This is a genomic window from Nocardia sp. XZ_19_369 (assembly GCF_015355715.1).
Classification (GTDB): domain Bacteria; phylum Actinomycetota; class Actinomycetes; order Mycobacteriales; family Mycobacteriaceae; genus Nocardia.
Window position 1 is genome coordinate 311,958 of the sequence record NZ_JACVED010000008.1, and the last position, 16,297, is coordinate 328,254.

Consider the following 16,297-nt stretch of genomic DNA (forward strand, 5'->3'; position numbering starts at 1 on the left):
CAGAGAGAAGCAGAACCATGAACACCCCCTCCACCGCGCCTGATCGTCCGGAACTCCAGAAACTCATCGAGCAGATGGCCGATTCCGGTTTCACCGGTATCGAATTGCGCGTGCACGACGAGCAGGGCGAGTGGCTCGGCAGCGCCGGCGTGCGCGAACTGGGCGGAACCGCGAAGCCACCGACCAACGGCCACATCCGAATCGGCAGCAACACAAAGACTTTCATCGCGACTCTGGTCCTGCAATTGGTGGCAGAGGGCAAGATCGATCTCGACACTGCGGCGGTCGACTACCTGCCGGAGTTCGAGCTGGACCCGCGGATCACGGTGCGAATGCTGTTGCAGCACACCAGCGGAGTCTTCAACTTCACCGGCGAGCTACTCGAGGACGGGACGTTCGTACCGGGGATCGCCTGGTCCGGTAAGGAGTGGGTGGACAACCGGTTCAAGACCTACCAGCCCGAAGAACTTGTGCGCCTGGCCTTGTCCAAGCCGCCGCGGTTCGAACCCGGAACCGACTGGAGCTACGCCAACACCAACTACGTGCTGGCCAGGCTGCTGATCGAAAAGGTCAGCGGCCGCCCGTACGCCGAGGAGATGCAGCGGCTGATCCTCGGTCCGCTGGGCCTGCACGACACCGTGGCACCGACCACCGAGTCGGCGATCCCCGAGCCGCACGCCCACGCCTACTACCGCTACGAGGACGGCGGCGAGCAGCAGACGGTCGACGTCACCAGCCAGAACCCGTCCTGGATCTCCAGCGGTGGCGACATGATCTCAACGACCCGGGACCTGCAGACGTTCATCTCCGCACTGGTAGGCGGGAAGCTGCTGCCCGCGCCGCTACTGGCCGAGATGTGCACGCCGCACCCCAAAGTCGGCTACGGCCTGGGCGTCTTCGTGCAGGACACCGGCTGCGGCGGCACCGTTGTCACGCACAACGGCGGCATCTCGGGCCACGCGGCGCTCATGTACAGCACGCCCGACGGCAGCAAGACCCTGACCGCCGCGCTGAACTACGTGGACGACCCCGACCTGTCCATGGCCGCGGCCTTCCAAGAAGCGACGAAGCGACTCGTCGCGGAGGTGTTCTGCGACGGGCAGACCGACCTCAGCGAGCAAGCGTAGTTGCCACCAGTTCGCGCCAATCTGCTTGTGCCCCATCCTCCGTCGCCTCGGTGAAGCGTGCTTCGCCGAGGCGACGTCGTGCTGTCTGCTCGATCCGGACCACATCCGGTAGGGAATGATCAGGCAGCCCGCGCACCGCGGCACTCGCCGCGAGCAGCCGCACGGCCTGCTCGTCCTGTTCACGGCGGAGCGCCAAATCCGCTATCCCGACGAGTATTTGGGCGATGAGCGGGGCGAATCCCGCAGCCGCTGCCGCATCGAAGGCTGCCGCGTGCTGTTCGCGGGCGTCGTCCAGACCCTCCGCGAGATAGCCGCGCATGCCGTGGATCAGCGCGCTGATGTACCCGTGCTCCGCATCGCTGCCCAATAGTGTTGTCGCGACGTCGATTTGCCGGTACGCCTCCTCGGCGTCGCCGCGCCAGCGGGCCAACTCCGCTCGCGTCAAGGCGAGTTCGGCCAGCGCTTTCGGCCAGGCGGACTGATCCGCGTACCGCTGCGCCTCGGTCATCGCGGCCGCGCTCGCCTCCGCATCCCCTAGGAGCCAGTAGAACTGAGCCTGCCGCGCCCGCATCAGCAGCACGTCCTCGATCGCCCCGACTTCGGTGACCACTGCGATCGCTTGATCGAGATGCGCACACGCACCGGCGAATTCGCCGCGCATGGCGATCCGATTCGCCAGCTCGGTCAACGCGAACGACATGCCCCAGCGCTCGCCGATGGCTCGGAACTCGGCGAGGGCGGTCTCGAGATAGACGTCCGCCTCCCGCCCCGGCTGGCCGAGCACGATCCGCATCTTGCCCAGTTGCAGCCGGGCCAGCGCCCGCACCCAGGGATCGTCGTCGGCGATCAGCGGCTCGAACGCGGGCAGCAGCGAATCCGGCCCTTGCAGCATGTGTTCCAGCGCGTCCACGAACCGCAGCAACGGGTTGTGGGCCTGACTGTTCCGACTGAATCGGTACGCCTTGTGGATCCATTCCTCCACCTGGCCATCGTCACTCGGCCCTGAGCTCATGAAGTGCACGACCAGCGCGTACACCATCGCCCGGGTCGCGTCGTCCACCTCGCCCGGCAGGTCGGCGGCGGCGGTGATCAGCTCCATGCCCTCGGCCTTGTGCCCGCTGAGCCACCAGTACCAGCCCGCCGCCGCCGCGAGCCGCATCGCCCCGGCGGCGTCGCCGGCCGCGAGCGCACCCCGCATCGCGACAGCGAGGTTGTCGTGCTCGACCTCGAGCGTGGCGAGCCACGTCAACTGCTCGGCGCGGCGCAGGTGTGACTCAGCGGTGTCGGCGAGTCCGGTGAAGTACGCGAGATGCGCGTGGCGCGCCGCGTCCGCCTCCCCCGACTCCACCAGCCGGTCCGCGGCGTACTGCTTGATCGTGTCGAGCATCCGATAGCGCGGGCCGCTGTCCCCGGCAACGACCAGCAGCGACTTCTCGGTCAGCGCGGTGAGCAGATCCAGCACCTCCCACCGCTCGACCGCGTCGTCGCCCGCGCAAACCTGTTCGGCCGCTTCGAGACTCGCGCCACCGGCGAACACCGCGAGCCTGCGCAGCACCAACCGTTCGGCGTCGGTGAGCAGCTCCCAGCTCCAGTCGACCACCGCGCGCAACGTCCGATGTTGTGGCAGCGCGGTGCGGCTGCCGCCGGTCAGCAGGCGGAACCGATCGTCGAGGCGGTTGGCGAGCTGATCGAGGGACATGGTGCGCAACCGGGCCGCGGCCAGCTCGATCGCCAGGGGAATTCCGTCCAGCGCGCGACAGACGCGCGCCATGGTCGCCAGTGCGTTCGCGTCGGCCGTGAGATCAGTGCGCACCGCGCCCGCCCGGTCGCGCAGCAGCTGAACCGCCGGGGAGGACTCGATTGCACCCGGGTCCGCGTCCGCGGCGGGCAGCTCCAGCGGCACCACCTGCCATAGCGCTTCGCCAGTAATGCCGAGCGGTTCCCTGCTCGTCGCCAGGATGCGCAACCGGCGACACTCGCCGAGCACCCGGTGGGCGAACGCCGCCGCGGACTCGATCACGTGCTCGCAGTTGTCCAGGATCAACAGTGTTTCGCGCTCGCGGAGCGCGGCGATCAGCCGATCTATCGGTTCGGCGTCCGGTGCGCCGCCGAGCAGCGCGTCCCGGAGTCCGAGTGCGGCGAGTGCCGATTGCGCCACATCACCCTTCGCGCCGACGGACGCCAGTTCCACCAGCCAGGCGCCTTCCGGCAGGTCGTCGAGCAGCGTGCGCGCGGTTTCCAGGGCCAGCCGGGTTTTTCCGGAGCCGCCGGGCCCGGTCAAGGTGGTGAGCCGGTGCTGCGCCACGAGTTCGCGCACCGCGGCGACGTCGCCGTATTTGCCGACGAAGGTGGTCAATTCGGCCCGCAGGTTCGTTTTGCGATCGTGGTCCTGTGCGCCGAATTCGCCGCGCAGCAACGCGACGTGCAGTGCGGCGAGCTCCGCTGACGGGTCGACGCCCAGTTCGTCGGCGAGGGTTTCCCGCGCCCGCTGGTACACACTGAGTGCCTCATTGCTACGCCCTGCGGCGCCGAGGGCACGCATCAACGCGGCGACGAGTCTTTCTCGCACCGGGTATCGGGCGACCAGTTCGGTGAGCTCGGTGATCAGTTCGGCACCCCGTCCGAGCCGGATCTCCGCTTCGTAGCAGTCCTCCAGCGCGGCGAGGCGCAACCCTTCCAGGCGGGTGACCACCGCGTCCGCCGCGCCGCTGTCCTGCACGCCGACGTCCTGCATCGGCGCACCACGCCACAGCTCGAGGGCTTCCCGCAACAGCTTGGCCTGGTGCGCATCCTCAGCGCCGCGGGCCTGGTCGAGCAGCTGTTCGAACCGGATGGCGTCGACAGCGCGCGGCTCCACCGTCAGTCGGTAACCGCCCGGCTGCCCGTCGAGCACCCCTTCCGGCAGCACCCGCCGCAGCCGGGACACCAACGCCTGCAAGGAATTCGCCGCGTCGGCGGGCAGCTGCTCGCCCCAAATCCAGTCGACCAGCGTCGCTTTCGGAACCACGCGCCCGGGTTCGAGCGCGAGGGCAACCACCAGCGTCCGCAACCGAGCACCTGGTATCTCGATCAATCCGCCGTCTTCTTCTCGGATCTCGAGCGGTCCAAGCATCCCGATCTGCACCGCACCATTCTGCCGTGGGCGGTGCTGCACCTACATCCTCGACCCTGCCCAACCCGGATCGAGCGCGCCGGGTGGCGTCTTTCGCGCGGTTGTCGGTAGGTATCGGTAGCGTCAGGGACTGTGGAAATCGGTGAACGTATCCAAGAGCTCGCGGATCGCATTGTGGCGCTGCGCGATGCCTATTACCAGGGGTCGCCGCTGGTCGCGGACGCCGAGTACGACGCGATCGAGGACGAGCTACGCGGCCTGATCGAGGCGAACCCCGAGCTCGCGCCGGACCCGAATCCACTGGACGAGGTCGGCGCGCCCGCGGTGCTGCACGCCCCGATCCGGCATTCGCGGCCGATGCTGTCGCTCGAGAAGGCAACCAAGCCCGAGCAGGTGGCGGCGTTCTTCGATCGCTTCCCCGGTCAGTCGGTGGTGGTGATGCCGAAGCTCGACGGGTTGTCCCTGGCGCTGGTCTTCGAGGACGGGCGGCTGGCGCGCGCGGTGACCCGTGGTGACGGCACCACCGGTGACGACGTGACCATGCTGGTCCGCGCGTTGGTCGACGGGATTCCGGAGCGGATCGACGCCCCGGGCCGGGTGGAAGTCCGTGGCGAGGCGGTAATGCTGCGTTCGACCTTCGTCGCCTACAACACCGCGCATCCGGACAAGCCGCTGATCAACCCACGCAACGCCGCGGCGGGCACGCTGCGCGCGAAGGACCCGGCCACGGTCGCCGAACGCCGCCTGCGGTTCTTCGGCTTCGACTTGGATACCTCCGACGGCGGCGCCGCGGTCGACCTCGAGGAGGGATTGCGCGCGCTGGGCATCGCCGGTGCTCAGATGCGGCACTGCACCGACGCCGAGCAGGCGCAGGCGGCGATCACCGCGATCGAGCAGGGCCGCAACGATCTGGACTACGACCTCGACGGCGCGGTGCTGCGACTGGCCGACCGAGAGGCCTACGCGGCGGCCGGAACTCGGTCGAACTCCCCGCGCGGCGCGCTCGCGTTCAAATTCGCCGCCGAGGAGAAGACCACGCTGCTGCGCGAGGTGATCTGGGATGTCGGCAAGACCGGCAAGATCGTCCCGGTCGCGTGGCTGGAGCCGGTGTTTGTCGGCGGCACGACGGTCACGAAGGCCACGCTGGCCAACCAAGAGGTGATCCGCGCCCGCGACATCAAGGTCGGTGACACGGTTTTGGTGCGCCGCGCGGGCGACGTGATCCCGTTCGTGGCCGGCGTGCTCGACGCTTCCAAACGCACCGGCGAGGAGCAAGAGATCGTGCCGCCCACGGTCTGCCCCTCCTGCGAGCAGCCGGTGACCGAACAGGGCAACAGCCGGGAGCTGTTCTGCACCAACGTCTCCTGTCCCGCGCAGACGGTGCGCAGGTTGATCCACTGGGCGTCGCGGGCAGCGGCGGACATCGATGCCATCGGGCAGAAGTGGATCGAACGGCTCGCCGAGGCGGGCATCCTGGAGAGTCCCGCGGACTTCTACACACTGACCAAGGAACGTCTGCTCGAGTTCGACCGCATCGGCGAGGTCTCGGCCGCGCGCATGATCGAATCGATCGATGCCAGCCGCCAGGTCGGCCTGCGTCGCGCGCTGATCGGCTTGGCGATCCCGATGGCCTCCGACGGCACCGCCGCACGCCTGGCCCGAGCGGGCTTCGGCTCCCTCGAGGAGGTCGCCGACGCGGGCGAGGAACGGCTCGTCGCGGTGGAGGACATCGGACCGAAGGTCGCCGCCTCCCTGGTCGTGCACCTCACTCGCCTGCGCCCGGAACTGGAGCGGCTCCGCCAGGCGGGCGTCTCGCTGGACGTACGCGAGGAGGACCTGCCACCGGTCATCGCGGCCGGCGCGCCCCTGGCCGGCAAGACGGTGGTGATCACCGGCGCGATCAGCGACCCGCGGTCCGGCGAAAAAGTCGCCCGCCCAACGTTCCAGCGCCTGTGCGAGAAGGCGGGAGCGACGGCTGCGTCCTCGGTGTCGGCGAGCACCGACATGCTGATCGCCGGTGCGGGAGTCGGCGAGAGCAAGCTGACCAAGGCGGAGAAACTCGGTGTCGAGGTCGTCGACCAGGGTGAGATCTGGAACCTGCTGATCGACGCCAAGGTCGTCTAGATCCCGGCAGTACCTCGTTCCCTGCTCGAGCCAGATGGTGGCGGAGACCACTATGACGTGCGCAGGGACCGAGGTCTGTCGTACCGTGGATGAGATGCTGCCCGAAGACCCCTTCGGCGGCAGCTCAAACTTTCTGTTCCTTCTGTAGAGGATTCGAGGTGGTGACTTATATCCCAGGCCATGTAGTCGTCCGCATTTCCCCCACGTTCTGATTCTTCGAACGTGCCAAGGGGCGGACGTCGCGCTGGCCTGAGTTGTGTCACCCATCCCCCAGAAGTCCCGGGTGCAGCTCTGCCGACTGCCCCGGGTTTCGTGTTCTCCGACCCCTGCGCGGCTGACGGCGAGCTCCCCGATTCCTGAACAGGAGTCTCACCGTGAATTCCTCCGCGCTCGACAACGAGCCGCGCCGCGCCGCCGCGTCCTCGGCTGACCCCGTATCCGGCCGATCGTCGAAGATGACCCGGGCCGCCACGATCGCCCTCGTGGTCGTCCTGGTTGCCGAACTCATGGACATCCTCGACCAGTCGGTGGTCCTCACCGCCTTGCCCGCCATCCAGGCGTCGACCGGCGCCGGACCGGCCGCGGTGCAGTGGCTGACCGCCGGTTACTCGCTGACCGTCGCCCTCGGGCTGATCACCGGCGGCAGGCTCGGCGACATCTACGGTCGGCGCAAGGTCCTGCTCATCGGCACCGCCGTATTCACGCTCGCCTCCCTGCTGTGCGGCCTCGCCACCGGCCTCGAGGTGCTGATCGCCGCCCGTGTGCTCCAGGGCATCGGTGTCGCCGTGATGATCCCGCAGGTCCTGGCCACCATGCACGTCACCTTCGACGGCGAGAATCGCAGCAGGGCGTTCGGCCTCTACGGAGCGGTCCTGTCGATGGGCAGCGTCCTGGGTCCCGTTCTGGGCGGCCTGCTCACCGAGGCCGACCTGTTCGGGCTGTCCTGGCGGCCGATCTTCCTGATCAACGTGCCCGTCGGCCTCGCCGTGATCATTCTCGGACGGAAGTTCATCATCGAGTCGACCGCGGCGAAGGCCGATCGGCTCGACCTCACCGGGATGTTGCTGTCCGCGATGGCCATGGTGCTGATCGTCTTCCCGCTCACCGAGGGCCATACCCATCACTGGCCGCTCTGGTGCTTCGCCATGCTCGCCTGCGGTCTGCTGGTGCTCGGCGTTTTCCTGCGCCAGCAGCAGCGTCGGAAAGACGATGCTCCGCTGGTGGTGCTGTCCTTGTTCAAGGACAAGGCGTTCGCCGGTGGGTTGTCCGCTCAGCTGATGCTGGGCCTGCTGTGTGGGCTGTTCTTCATGACCTGGACGCAGTATTTGCAGCGTGGCCTCGGCATGAGCCCGGTGCTGGCCGCCTTGGCCTTCATGCTGCTCGCCGTCGGCGAGTTCGCCGGTGCGATGGTCGCGACGAAGACCGCCGGGCGCTTCGGGCGCCGCCTGCCTCAGGCGGGAGCCGTGATCGCACTCGCATCGATGGCGGTCTATGGGCTCCAGATCAGCAGCGGGCAGGCCGACCTGACCCTGCTCGTGATGACCGTCCCCGTCATGCTGCTCGGCTTCGGCCTCGGCATGGTCGGCGGACCGATCGCCGACCTGACGCTCGCGAAAGTTCCACACAAGAGCGCCGGTTCGGCCTCGGGTCTGTTCAACACCGCAATGCATCTAGGCATCGCCTTCGGGACCGCGTTGACTGCTCTCGTGTTCTACGCCGCCACCGGCGGGTCAGCCGCGAGCGTGCTCAACCGCGACGCGTTCACCGGTGTGCTGTGGTGGGTCGGTGGGGCTTTGGCGGTGATGTGGGCCGTGATGTTCTTCCTGCCGAAGGAGAAAAACAGCCAGGCCGACTGAGCCGAGAGGGCGGCACCCTACCCCGGTGCCGCCTTCTTAGCGCGATGAGCAAGCTCGCTGCGGGTCAAGCGAAGATCGCGTGTACCTGATCGATGGCCTCGGTACCGTAGGCAACCGCACCCACCGGCACCGCGCCCTGAACAGCCTCGATCACCCGTGCGGTCCATACCGGCCCGAACCCGCCGCACAACTCGATCAGCTGAACACCACCGGCGACGAGGCGGCGCGCCACGACGACAACCTGCTCCGGATGATCCACGCCGACGAAAACCGAACGGCAGCTGGGTGTTTCGACGACCGTCTCCCGGTCCGGGTCACTGCCGCTCGCGGTGTAGATGAATCCCCATGCGGTGAGCGCCATGCGCCAACCTCTCCTGTCAGCCGACTTCGGCCGCACCGAATGCTTCGATGTGGCCCTATCCGCTTCCAGCAGAACCGATCACCGGCCGCCCTGTCCACGAGGCAGCACCGCACGCGTGTGCGGCGTTGCCGCAGCCACCAGGTCAGCGGCGATCGAACGGTATCGCGCGGCAGCGGAATCGGCCGCATTCCACACCAGGGCATACCGGATTCGTGGTGCGTCGGCGGCAAACGGCAGCCACACCAACCCGTCGCCCGGCCGCACATCCCAGGCCGGTCGTAGCGCGACGACATTCCCGCCGTGTGCGAGTTCCGCGCCGAAAAGGCCCCGGCGCGGCGCACTTTCACGCACGGCCACCGGATGCCAGCCTGCCCGAATCCACGTCTCGCGAATCGCGTCGTAGTAGCCCGGTGCCCACGAACGCGCGAACCACGACAAGGTGCAGCCGTCGAGATCGTCCCACCGCACCATCTTTCGGTCGGCCAGCCGATGGTCGAGCGCCACCACCACGCCCAGTTCGGTGTCCTCGATCGTCACGGCCTGCAAACCCGACAAGTCGGCAGGCAACAGCAACACACCGGCATCGAGCGCACCGTCGCGCAGTCGAGACAACTGCTCAGCGGTCTGCAAGTCGGCGACCTCGGGCACCGATTCGCCCGCCGCACGCCACAGTGCCGACGCACACCACGGCGGCGCGCCGGGTGTCACGGCCAGCCGCAATCCCGAACGCTGCTGTATCGACTCCTGCGCCCGCCGCGCCGACTCCACCACCGTTCGCGCATGCCCCACCAGCCGCGCACCGGCCTGCGTCGGCGTCATCCCCGCCGAACTACGCACGAACAACGCCGCGCCGAGCTCCCGTTCGAGCGCGATGATTTGCTGACTCAACGACGTCGGCCGGATCCCCACCACCTCCGCGGCGCGCGTGAGATTCCGCTCCTCGGCGACGGCGAGGAAGTACCGCAACTGTCGCAGTTCCATCCGCCAACGCTAGCTGAACGCTGTGCGGCCCCGATGCTTCGTAAGTGGGGCCGAAAACCGTTCATCGCGATCCAGGCGTAAGTCGGCGCACGCGATCGGTCGATACTTCTGGTTTCGTTATCCGGCCGCGTGCTCGTAATCGGCGAGAACCAACTCTCGTGTCGCCCGGGCATATGCGACATGCGAGCCGGGCCATACGGCGAACACCTTGCCGGTGTCGGTGTGGTACCACCCCGGGCACTCCGCCGAATGGAACTGGCTGCCCGCGAAGGTGTCCAGGCCCGGCAGCTGCGGAATCTTCGGCCTGGACAGTTGGCCGGTGGCACAGATCAGCGCGTCGAATTCCTGACGGTCACCGTCGGCGAACGTCAGCCGCCAACGCCCGTCCACGAACGCCGCCGCCGTGACCTCGGTATCAAAGCTGATCTTGGGCGTGACCCCGTACTTGTCCGCGCAGCGCTGCAAGTACCGGTGGATCTCCGGCTGCGAGCCGTAACGCGCCGACCATTCGGTCTCGAGCTCGTAGGAGAAGCAGTAGGCCGGGGACGGCACGTCGCAGGCCGCGCCCGGGTAGGTGTTGGCCCGCCACACCCCACCCGCCGAGTCGCCCCGCTCGAAGACGCGATAGCTGTGAATCCCGTTGCGGCCCAGCTCGATAGCGGCGGCAAGCCCGCCGAAGCCCGCGCCGATAATGGCTACCGTCGGTGTTGATCCGGTCATGTTCGCAACGATAGGAACGTGACCGTGCGCGACCCAGGTCCGTGGCGGACAAGGTTGTTGTCCGTTTCGGACATCCGGCCACGCGGCGTTGATCCGGTCAGCCGGACAGGCGGCGGGCGCGACCCGGCGTCTCCCCGGTCCATCTCCGGTAGGCCCGCGAGAATCCGGCGGCATCGTGAAAACCCAGCCGCGTGGCGACGGCGGCCACGGGGAGCCCGGTGCCCAGCAGTTCTGCCGCGAGCGCCGCGCGCACCTCGTCGGCGAGCTCACGAAACGAGGTGCCTTCAGCCGCGAGGTTGCGCCGCAGCGTCCGCGGGTCGACGTGCAGCCGGGCAGCGATCAGGTCCATGCCCGGCGCGGTGTCGAGGTCCGCGAGCAGCAGCGCGCGCACCCGACCGGCCAACGCACCCCGCCCGCGCCGCAGATCGAGCAGGCGCAGGCATTCGCGCTCCAACTCGCTGGTGACCAGCGGGTCCGCGTTGGGCAGCGGCAGGTCGAGCACATCGCGGTCCAGCACGATGCGATGGTGCCGACAGCCCGACCGTAGCTCGATGTCGCCGATCCGCGACCGCACCGCTTCGGCTCGCGCGCCGGTCAACCCGGTTTCGACCCGCACCCCCACGCTCGGTCCCAGCGCGATCGGAACCAGATGCGCGATCTTGACCAGCTCACGTTCGACGAAGAACGCACGGACATCGGCGGGAATGTCCGCGTCGGCGCAGACCACCGCGACCTCGCGGTCGGCCTCCACCAGCCGTACCCGCACGAACGCGAAGGACAGCTCGACATAGCGGATGCCGAGCACGATGGCATCGCGCAGCGTCGGGCTCGACATCATCGCGTACCCCCAGACGCCGAGGCTGCCGATGGTGTGCCTGCTGCCGGCCTCCGCGCCGAGGCCGGGTCGGTCGCCGAGCTCTCGAATGAGGTTGCGCGCCACCGACAATTCCTGCGCAGCCTGCACCACCGTGGTCGGGTCGCCGAGGTCTTCGGATCGAAGCCCGCTGCCGATCAGGCAGGCGGTCACCGACATCCCGTGCGCCACGCCGACCTCGACCAGGACGCGCACCGCTGCCGACCCACGGGGGTGATCCCAGGTGGGTGCCGCTTTACCGATATCGCCTGCCATCATGACCTGAGCGGACGATACCGGGCGCCCGGCCTGCCGCGCAGCCGACCCTCGTCCACGATCACGCGACAGCGAAGCGCCTCGACCGTGCCGCGGCGCCATGGTGTTGACTGTCGCCGTGTACTTGCCACTGACACCCGATGGTCAGACCCCGGTCCGCGTGCTCACCATCGGCGGGACCGATTCCGGCGGCAGCGCAGGCGTCCAGGCGGATTCCCGCTCCATGGCCCTGCTTGGCGTGCATGCCTGCGTGGCGGTCACCGCGGTCACCGTGCAGAACTCGCTGCGCGTCAGCGATATTCACGTGATCCCGCCGCAGATCGTTGCCGACCAGGTGCGAGTTGTGGTGAGCGACATCGGGATCGGTGCCGCCAAGACCGGCATGCTGGCGACCGAGGCCACCATCGAAGCGGTCGCGCAGGTCTGTCGCGAGGTGGGCATCGGGCAGGACGGGTCGATCCCGTTCGTGGTGGATCCGGTCTCGGCCTCGATACACGGCGATCCACTACTACCCGACTCCGCCTTGGATGCGTTGCGGCACGCGCTGATTCCGATGGCCACCGTGCTGACCCCCAATCTGGACGAGGTCCGGTTACTCGTCGGCATCGACGTCACCGACGATCGCACCGCGCGCCGGGCGGCCGAGGCGCTGCACAAGTTCGGCCAGCGCTGGACGATCGTGAAGGGCGGACATCTGCGCTCCTCCGCCTTCAGCAGTGACCTGCTCTACGACGGAGAGCGCTTCCACGAGCTGTCCGCGCCGCGGGTCGACACCGCCCACGATCACGGCGCGGGCGACACGCTGGCCACCGCAACCGCCTCCGCACTCGCACACGGCTACGACGTGCCCGCGGCGATCGCGTTCGCGAAGGAATGGACCACCCGCTCCCTGAAGGCGTCCTACCCGCTCGGCGCGGGGCATGGTCCGGTATCGGCGCTGTGGCGGTTGCGCGAGCACTGAACGCGCGAATCATCCAGGGCAGCAACGTCTCCGGCGTTTCAGCCGCGCTATGCGGTTTCGAGCGGCTCTCGGTCGCTTCCGACCTACTCGATCAGATCGGTCCGGTGGGCGACGGCGCTAGCGTGCATCCCCAGTATGTCGGCGCGGGAATAAGGCGGACACAAGTATTGTTGGCCTGGTCATGGCCAACGAATCCGCAGAGCTCAGCCCCACCGAATGGGTGCAGGATCAGACGAAGAAGATTCTCGAGACCGGGACCACCGAGGGCATCGATGTCCTCGGGTCGCCAGTGGTGTTGCTGACCCTGCGCGGCGCCAAGACCGGCAAACTGCGCTACACCCCGGTGATGCGGGTCGAGCACGACGGCAATTACGCGGTGGTGGCGTCCAAGGGCGGCGCCCCCGAGCACCCCACCTGGTACTACAACATCAAGGCCTACCCGGAGTTCCCGTTGCAGGACGGCACCGTGACGAAGGACTACGTCGCGCGTGAGGTCGAGGGTGCTGAGCGGGCCGAATGGTGGGAGCGGGCGGTAGCCGCCTACCCGCCCTACGCCGAGTATCAGGTGAAGACCGACCGCCTGATCCCGGTGTTCGTACTCGAACCGAAGTAGCCAGTACGGGTCCTATCCGCGTCGCGCCGAATAAGGTTGTCGCATGACCGCTCTCGACTCTCCGATTCCGAGATTTCATTTGGCGATGCCGGTCGACGACCTCGACGCCGCGCGCCATTTCTACGGCGCGGTACTCGGCCTGCCCCAGGGGCGCAGCGCGGAGACCTGGGTGGACTGGAATCTGCACGGCCACCAATTCGTCACCCACCTCGCACCGGACCGCCCGCAGCGGATCCACAACCCGGTCGACGGCCATGATGTACCGGTCCCCCACTTCGGCCTGATCCTGCCGATCCCGCAGTTCCATCAGCTCGCCGAGCGCCTTCGAGCCGCGGGCACCTCATTCGTGATCGAGCCGTATGTGCGGTTCGAGGGACAGCCCGGCGAGCAGTGGACGATGTTCCTGCTCGATCCCGCGGGTAATGCCTTGGAGTTCAAGGCCTTCGCCGACGACTCCCAGGTCTTCGCCACCTGACCGAGCGCACGCGGGTCTCATCGACCAGCAGTGGGCCGTGGTCGAGCGCGCCCGGGCGTGCGGGACGATGGGCACGTGAATGCTCCTGCGCCCGGGCCTATTTTCGATGTGATCGCCGTATTGAACGGCATGGTGGATCTGCGGTCCTATCCACGTAGACACCTGGTCCTGAGCTCCCCGCAGACCGGCGGCTTCGTGTTCGGTTCGGCCGACTATCAGCGCGCGATCTTCGAACCGGTCGTCCACCTGGTCAACGGCATCGAACTGCTCGAATCGCAGGGCTGGGAGTTGGTCAGCGTGGTCGAACGGAACATCGAAAATGTTTACTACACAATAGCGTTCATGCGCAGGACCTGAATTGGGCGACGCAATTGGTGCTTCGCTGAAGCGCTGATGCGGAGACCCCGGCCAGAGTTCGCCGCAACCGACAGGGCCACGCTGTCCGCGACCCCGGCACGGTTGCGGCGAACTCCTAGCGGCGCGAGCCCGGGCGACCGGCCTGCGGCCAACTCTGTTGCAGCACAGGCCGGCGGGGGCCGGCACCCGAGTTGCGCCGCTCCTTCTGGCCACGCGGATCCATTGCTCGTGCCGCCGCGCCGAGTAACAGCAGTACGAGGAGTGCGGCGCCTACGATGGTTGCCCAGAACAGCATCTGATCTCCGAATTCCTAAGCCTTGGGACGAAGCGGCGCTGCTGCCATCCGCATTCCGATAGTCAACTGGCACAGATGTTTTCATGCGACGCCAAACTCCGCGAGTCGACGGCGAACAACGGGTGAACATTTGGTTGTGGCACAACGAGACCCGTGCCGCACTGGAGGTCCTCACAGCCACCGATCTATGGTTTGCGTTGTGGCCATGCTCGTGCACCTGACACCGGAGAAGAACGCTCGGCGAATCCGCCGTGCGGGCATCACCGTGCACGGCCTCGAGCGCGGCGTCTTCTGCATGCCGATGCTGCCCTCATATGTGCTGTCGCATCAATGGTTACGCGAGCTACGCCGCGGCGGCCAGCGGCTATTCATCGCAGTACATTTCCGGATACCCGACGACGAACCGGTCCTCGTCGGTCACTACTCCGCCGCCGGCACGGAAATGACCGCCGCCGAGGCTGTTTCGCTGATCATGCACGCCGAGGACGCCCGCGGCTACCAGATCGTCATACCTCGCTCCATCTCCCCCACCGAACTCCACCGGGTCCGGCACGTACGCCAGGTAACCGGATGGCGCTACCATCCGAACGCCCACGGCCGCCGCCCCTGCGCCTGCCCGGCCTGCCTCGGCCGCGGCGAATTCAAATCCGCCGACCTGCGCCGCCGGTTCTCCCCCGAAACCCCCGAACGCACGAAACCTCAACTGCTGCAACAACTACGAAACCCGGACAACGAAGACGACCTGATCAACGCCCTCTACGGTTTAGGCCGTCGCAGCCGCGGCGACGTCACCGACATCGCCCACCTCATCGACCACCCCAACCCCGAAGTCCGCTACGCCCTCGCCTACGCACTACACAACTATCGCGGCACCGAGGCGCGTCGCCTGCTGGCCCGCTTGACCACAGATCCGGACCCCGAAGTACGCGACGAGGCATCGAAGCGTCGGTAGCCATCGACATATCTGTTCAGCACGACTCGACGAGTGCCACCGTGCCCGGCGTAGTAGCTGTACGGTATCTGCCCCGCTTGCGAAAAAGGAAGACCCTGAAACTGCTGGTCACCTGTATAGTTCGCCTCGACTCCAAACGGGGGAATCCATTGCTACAGAGAGTAATTCACCATGCATAGATCCAACAGGGCGGCCGCCACCACCGTGGCGACGCTCAGCGTCCTAGCCGCAGCGATCGCGTTCGCCGCGCCTCAGGCAGGGGCGACCGTCACGAACGTCCGCGTCGAGAACGGCCAGAGCTTCGGCAGCTCGGCAGACGCCCGCGGCACCGGCTGCTCCTACGCGGTCACCGTGATGACCGACCCCGGCAAGGCGGTGGTCGTGCTCGACCAGATCGGCGACGACCCGAACACCGCGGACTACAAGCAATTCCAGCCGTATGAATTGGTAGCGGATGCGTCCGGAGCGGCGCGCACCGCATGGACCCCCGACCGGAAGGGCCCGCACAAAATCGTGGTCCTCGAACTCCTGGAGGGTGACGACTTCGATATCTACCTCCCCCGCAATGCAATGAACGTCGGAACCGGCATCAATCTCGGCCCTGCCTGCGCCGTACTGCCCTGAGTGCTCGCCGCAGACCGGCATGTCGCCCTCAGCTCCCTACTCGGCGACACCGAGTCTGCGGCCCCACTCCCCCGTCCTCCCCTTCGAATCGGTCGCACCCTCACCGTTCGGGTAGTCCACCCGGTGCCGTGAATATGGCAGCACACCAGGGCTTTTGCTCAGCGTCTACGCGAAACCGACTGTGGACCCGGGACACGGCTAGTCAGTTCCGCATCGGAGGATGTGCCGGGCACGATAGAGCGAGCATGCCGGGGCACCCGCTAACGGCGCTGTCGCCCGCCATCTCGTGCGTGTCGGACGAACCGACCAGCGGCGTGCACTCCGCCGGACTCCTGCCGCATAGCGCGCGCTGGTCGGCCGTCCAAATGTATTGGTCGACAAATCTTCTCAACGTACACTCAAGCGGATTTCCCGCACGCCTACGGCAATGATGGTGCTCGGGTGATACGGAACTCGGCGGCCACTCAGCGCCAAAGTGCTTGTTGAATAACGCACTCGAGATCTCGCCTACGCCTTCAGCACTGGGCGAGGTAGGCTTCAGCGTTATCAGTTCGGCAACGAGCGCCACCGACCGGGGATCCGGGGAACAGGATCCCGGCGAGATGGGCCT

Annotated in this window: 14 protein-coding genes; 9 read left to right on the forward strand and 5 right to left on the reverse strand. The window is 67.4% G+C overall.

From position 1 onward, the window contains the following. Window positions 1-17 precede the first annotated feature (17 nt). Entirely contained in the window at window positions 18-1,127 is a 1,110-nt protein-coding gene (locus tag IBX18_RS29585; protein WP_194836777.1) for a serine hydrolase, read from the forward strand. On the opposite strand, the gene IBX18_RS29590 is transcribed toward IBX18_RS29585, so the two are convergent. Then, window positions 1,111-4,239 carry a BTAD domain-containing putative transcriptional regulator gene (locus tag IBX18_RS29590; RefSeq protein ID WP_228541979.1) on the reverse strand — a complete coding sequence of 1,043 codons (3,129 nt, stop codon included), beginning with the start codon at window positions 4,237-4,239 and terminating at the stop codon, window positions 1,111-1,113. The genes IBX18_RS29585 and IBX18_RS29590 overlap by 17 nt on opposite strands. A gap of 132 nt (window positions 4,240-4,371) precedes the next feature. Here IBX18_RS29590 and ligA point away from each other — a divergent pair, with 132 nt between their 5' ends. After that, complete coding sequence (ligA, locus tag IBX18_RS29595; RefSeq protein WP_194836779.1) at window positions 4,372-6,363, forward strand: NAD-dependent DNA ligase LigA; 1,992 nt, start codon at window positions 4,372-4,374, stop codon at window positions 6,361-6,363. Between the two features lie 374 nt (window positions 6,364-6,737). Further along, the gene (locus tag IBX18_RS29600) at window positions 6,738-8,219 is read left to right on the forward strand and encodes an MFS transporter (RefSeq protein WP_194836780.1); all 1,482 of its coding nucleotides are present in this window, start codon (window positions 6,738-6,740) and stop codon (window positions 8,217-8,219) included. A gap of 64 nt (window positions 8,220-8,283) precedes the next feature. On the opposite strand, the gene IBX18_RS29605 is transcribed toward IBX18_RS29600, so the two are convergent. From IBX18_RS29605 to IBX18_RS29620, 4 genes are all read right to left on the reverse strand, one after another. Further along, window positions 8,284-8,580 (reverse strand): DUF6506 family protein, encoded by a 297-nt coding sequence (locus IBX18_RS29605; protein ID WP_194836781.1) that lies wholly within the window; start codon window positions 8,578-8,580, stop codon window positions 8,284-8,286. Window positions 8,581-8,658: 78 nt separating this feature from the next. After that, window positions 8,659-9,561, reverse strand: a complete 903-nt coding sequence (locus IBX18_RS29610; protein ID WP_194836782.1) for a LysR family transcriptional regulator — start codon at window positions 9,559-9,561, stop codon at window positions 8,659-8,661. Window positions 9,562-9,678: 117 nt separating this feature from the next. Next, a complete protein-coding gene (locus IBX18_RS29615) occupies window positions 9,679-10,281 on the reverse strand; it encodes an NAD(P)/FAD-dependent oxidoreductase (protein WP_194836783.1) in 603 nt (200 codons plus the stop codon). 97 nt (window positions 10,282-10,378) lie between these two features. Continuing rightward, window positions 10,379-11,413, reverse strand: a complete 1,035-nt coding sequence (locus IBX18_RS29620) for an AraC family transcriptional regulator (protein ID WP_194836784.1) — start codon at window positions 11,411-11,413, stop codon at window positions 10,379-10,381. A gap of 115 nt (window positions 11,414-11,528) precedes the next feature. Here IBX18_RS29620 and thiD point away from each other — a divergent pair, with 115 nt between their 5' ends. The 6 genes from thiD to IBX18_RS29650 all read left to right on the forward strand — a co-directional run bounded on the left by thiD (window position 11,529) and on the right by IBX18_RS29650 (window position 15,687). Next, window positions 11,529-12,371 (forward strand): bifunctional hydroxymethylpyrimidine kinase/phosphomethylpyrimidine kinase, encoded by an 843-nt coding sequence (thiD, locus tag IBX18_RS29625; RefSeq protein WP_373889240.1) that lies wholly within the window; start codon window positions 11,529-11,531, stop codon window positions 12,369-12,371. 181 nt (window positions 12,372-12,552) lie between these two features. Continuing rightward, window positions 12,553-12,984, forward strand: coding sequence for a nitroreductase family deazaflavin-dependent oxidoreductase (locus IBX18_RS29630; RefSeq protein WP_306796470.1), 432 nt, complete (start codon window positions 12,553-12,555; stop codon window positions 12,982-12,984). Window positions 12,985-13,027: 43 nt separating this feature from the next. Beyond that, entirely contained in the window at window positions 13,028-13,459 is a 432-nt protein-coding gene (locus IBX18_RS29635; protein WP_194836786.1) for a VOC family protein, read from the forward strand. Window positions 13,460-13,534: 75 nt separating this feature from the next. Next, a complete protein-coding gene (locus IBX18_RS29640) occupies window positions 13,535-13,816 on the forward strand; it encodes a hypothetical protein (RefSeq protein WP_194836787.1) in 282 nt (93 codons plus the stop codon). 500 nt (window positions 13,817-14,316) lie between these two features. Further along, entirely contained in the window at window positions 14,317-15,063 is a 747-nt protein-coding gene (locus IBX18_RS29645) for a HEAT repeat domain-containing protein (RefSeq protein ID WP_228542038.1), read from the forward strand. Window positions 15,064-15,234: 171 nt separating this feature from the next. Next, window positions 15,235-15,687 carry a hypothetical protein gene (locus tag IBX18_RS29650; RefSeq protein ID WP_194836789.1) on the forward strand — a complete coding sequence of 151 codons (453 nt, stop codon included), beginning with the start codon at window positions 15,235-15,237 and terminating at the stop codon, window positions 15,685-15,687. Window positions 15,688-16,297 lie beyond the last annotated feature (610 nt).

What these genes read in the sequence shown, in the direction of transcription:
- IBX18_RS29585 (WP_194836777.1), top strand. Translation starts at nt 18, where the DNA reads ATGAACACCCCCTCCACCGCGCCTGATCGTCCGGAACTCCAGAAACTC.
- IBX18_RS29590 (WP_228541979.1), bottom strand. Translation starts at nt 4,239, where the DNA reads ATGCTTGGACCGCTCGAGATCCGAGAAGAAGACGGCGGATTGATCGAG.
- IBX18_RS29605 (WP_194836781.1), bottom strand. Translation starts at nt 8,580, where the DNA reads ATGGCGCTCACCGCATGGGGATTCATCTACACCGCGAGCGGCAGTGAC.
- IBX18_RS29610 (WP_194836782.1), bottom strand. Translation starts at nt 9,561, where the DNA reads ATGGAACTGCGACAGTTGCGGTACTTCCTCGCCGTCGCCGAGGAGCGG.
- IBX18_RS29615 (WP_194836783.1), bottom strand. Translation starts at nt 10,281, where the DNA reads ATGACCGGATCAACACCGACGGTAGCCATTATCGGCGCGGGCTTCGGC.
- IBX18_RS29620 (WP_194836784.1), bottom strand. Translation starts at nt 11,413, where the DNA reads ATGATGGCAGGCGATATCGGTAAAGCGGCACCCACCTGGGATCACCCC.
- IBX18_RS29630 (WP_306796470.1), top strand. Translation starts at nt 12,553, where the DNA reads ATGGCCAACGAATCCGCAGAGCTCAGCCCCACCGAATGGGTGCAGGAT.
- IBX18_RS29635 (WP_194836786.1), top strand. Translation starts at nt 13,028, where the DNA reads ATGACCGCTCTCGACTCTCCGATTCCGAGATTTCATTTGGCGATGCCG.
- IBX18_RS29645 (WP_228542038.1), top strand. Translation starts at nt 14,317, where the DNA reads ATGCTCGTGCACCTGACACCGGAGAAGAACGCTCGGCGAATCCGCCGT.
- IBX18_RS29650 (WP_194836789.1), top strand. Translation starts at nt 15,235, where the DNA reads ATGCATAGATCCAACAGGGCGGCCGCCACCACCGTGGCGACGCTCAGC.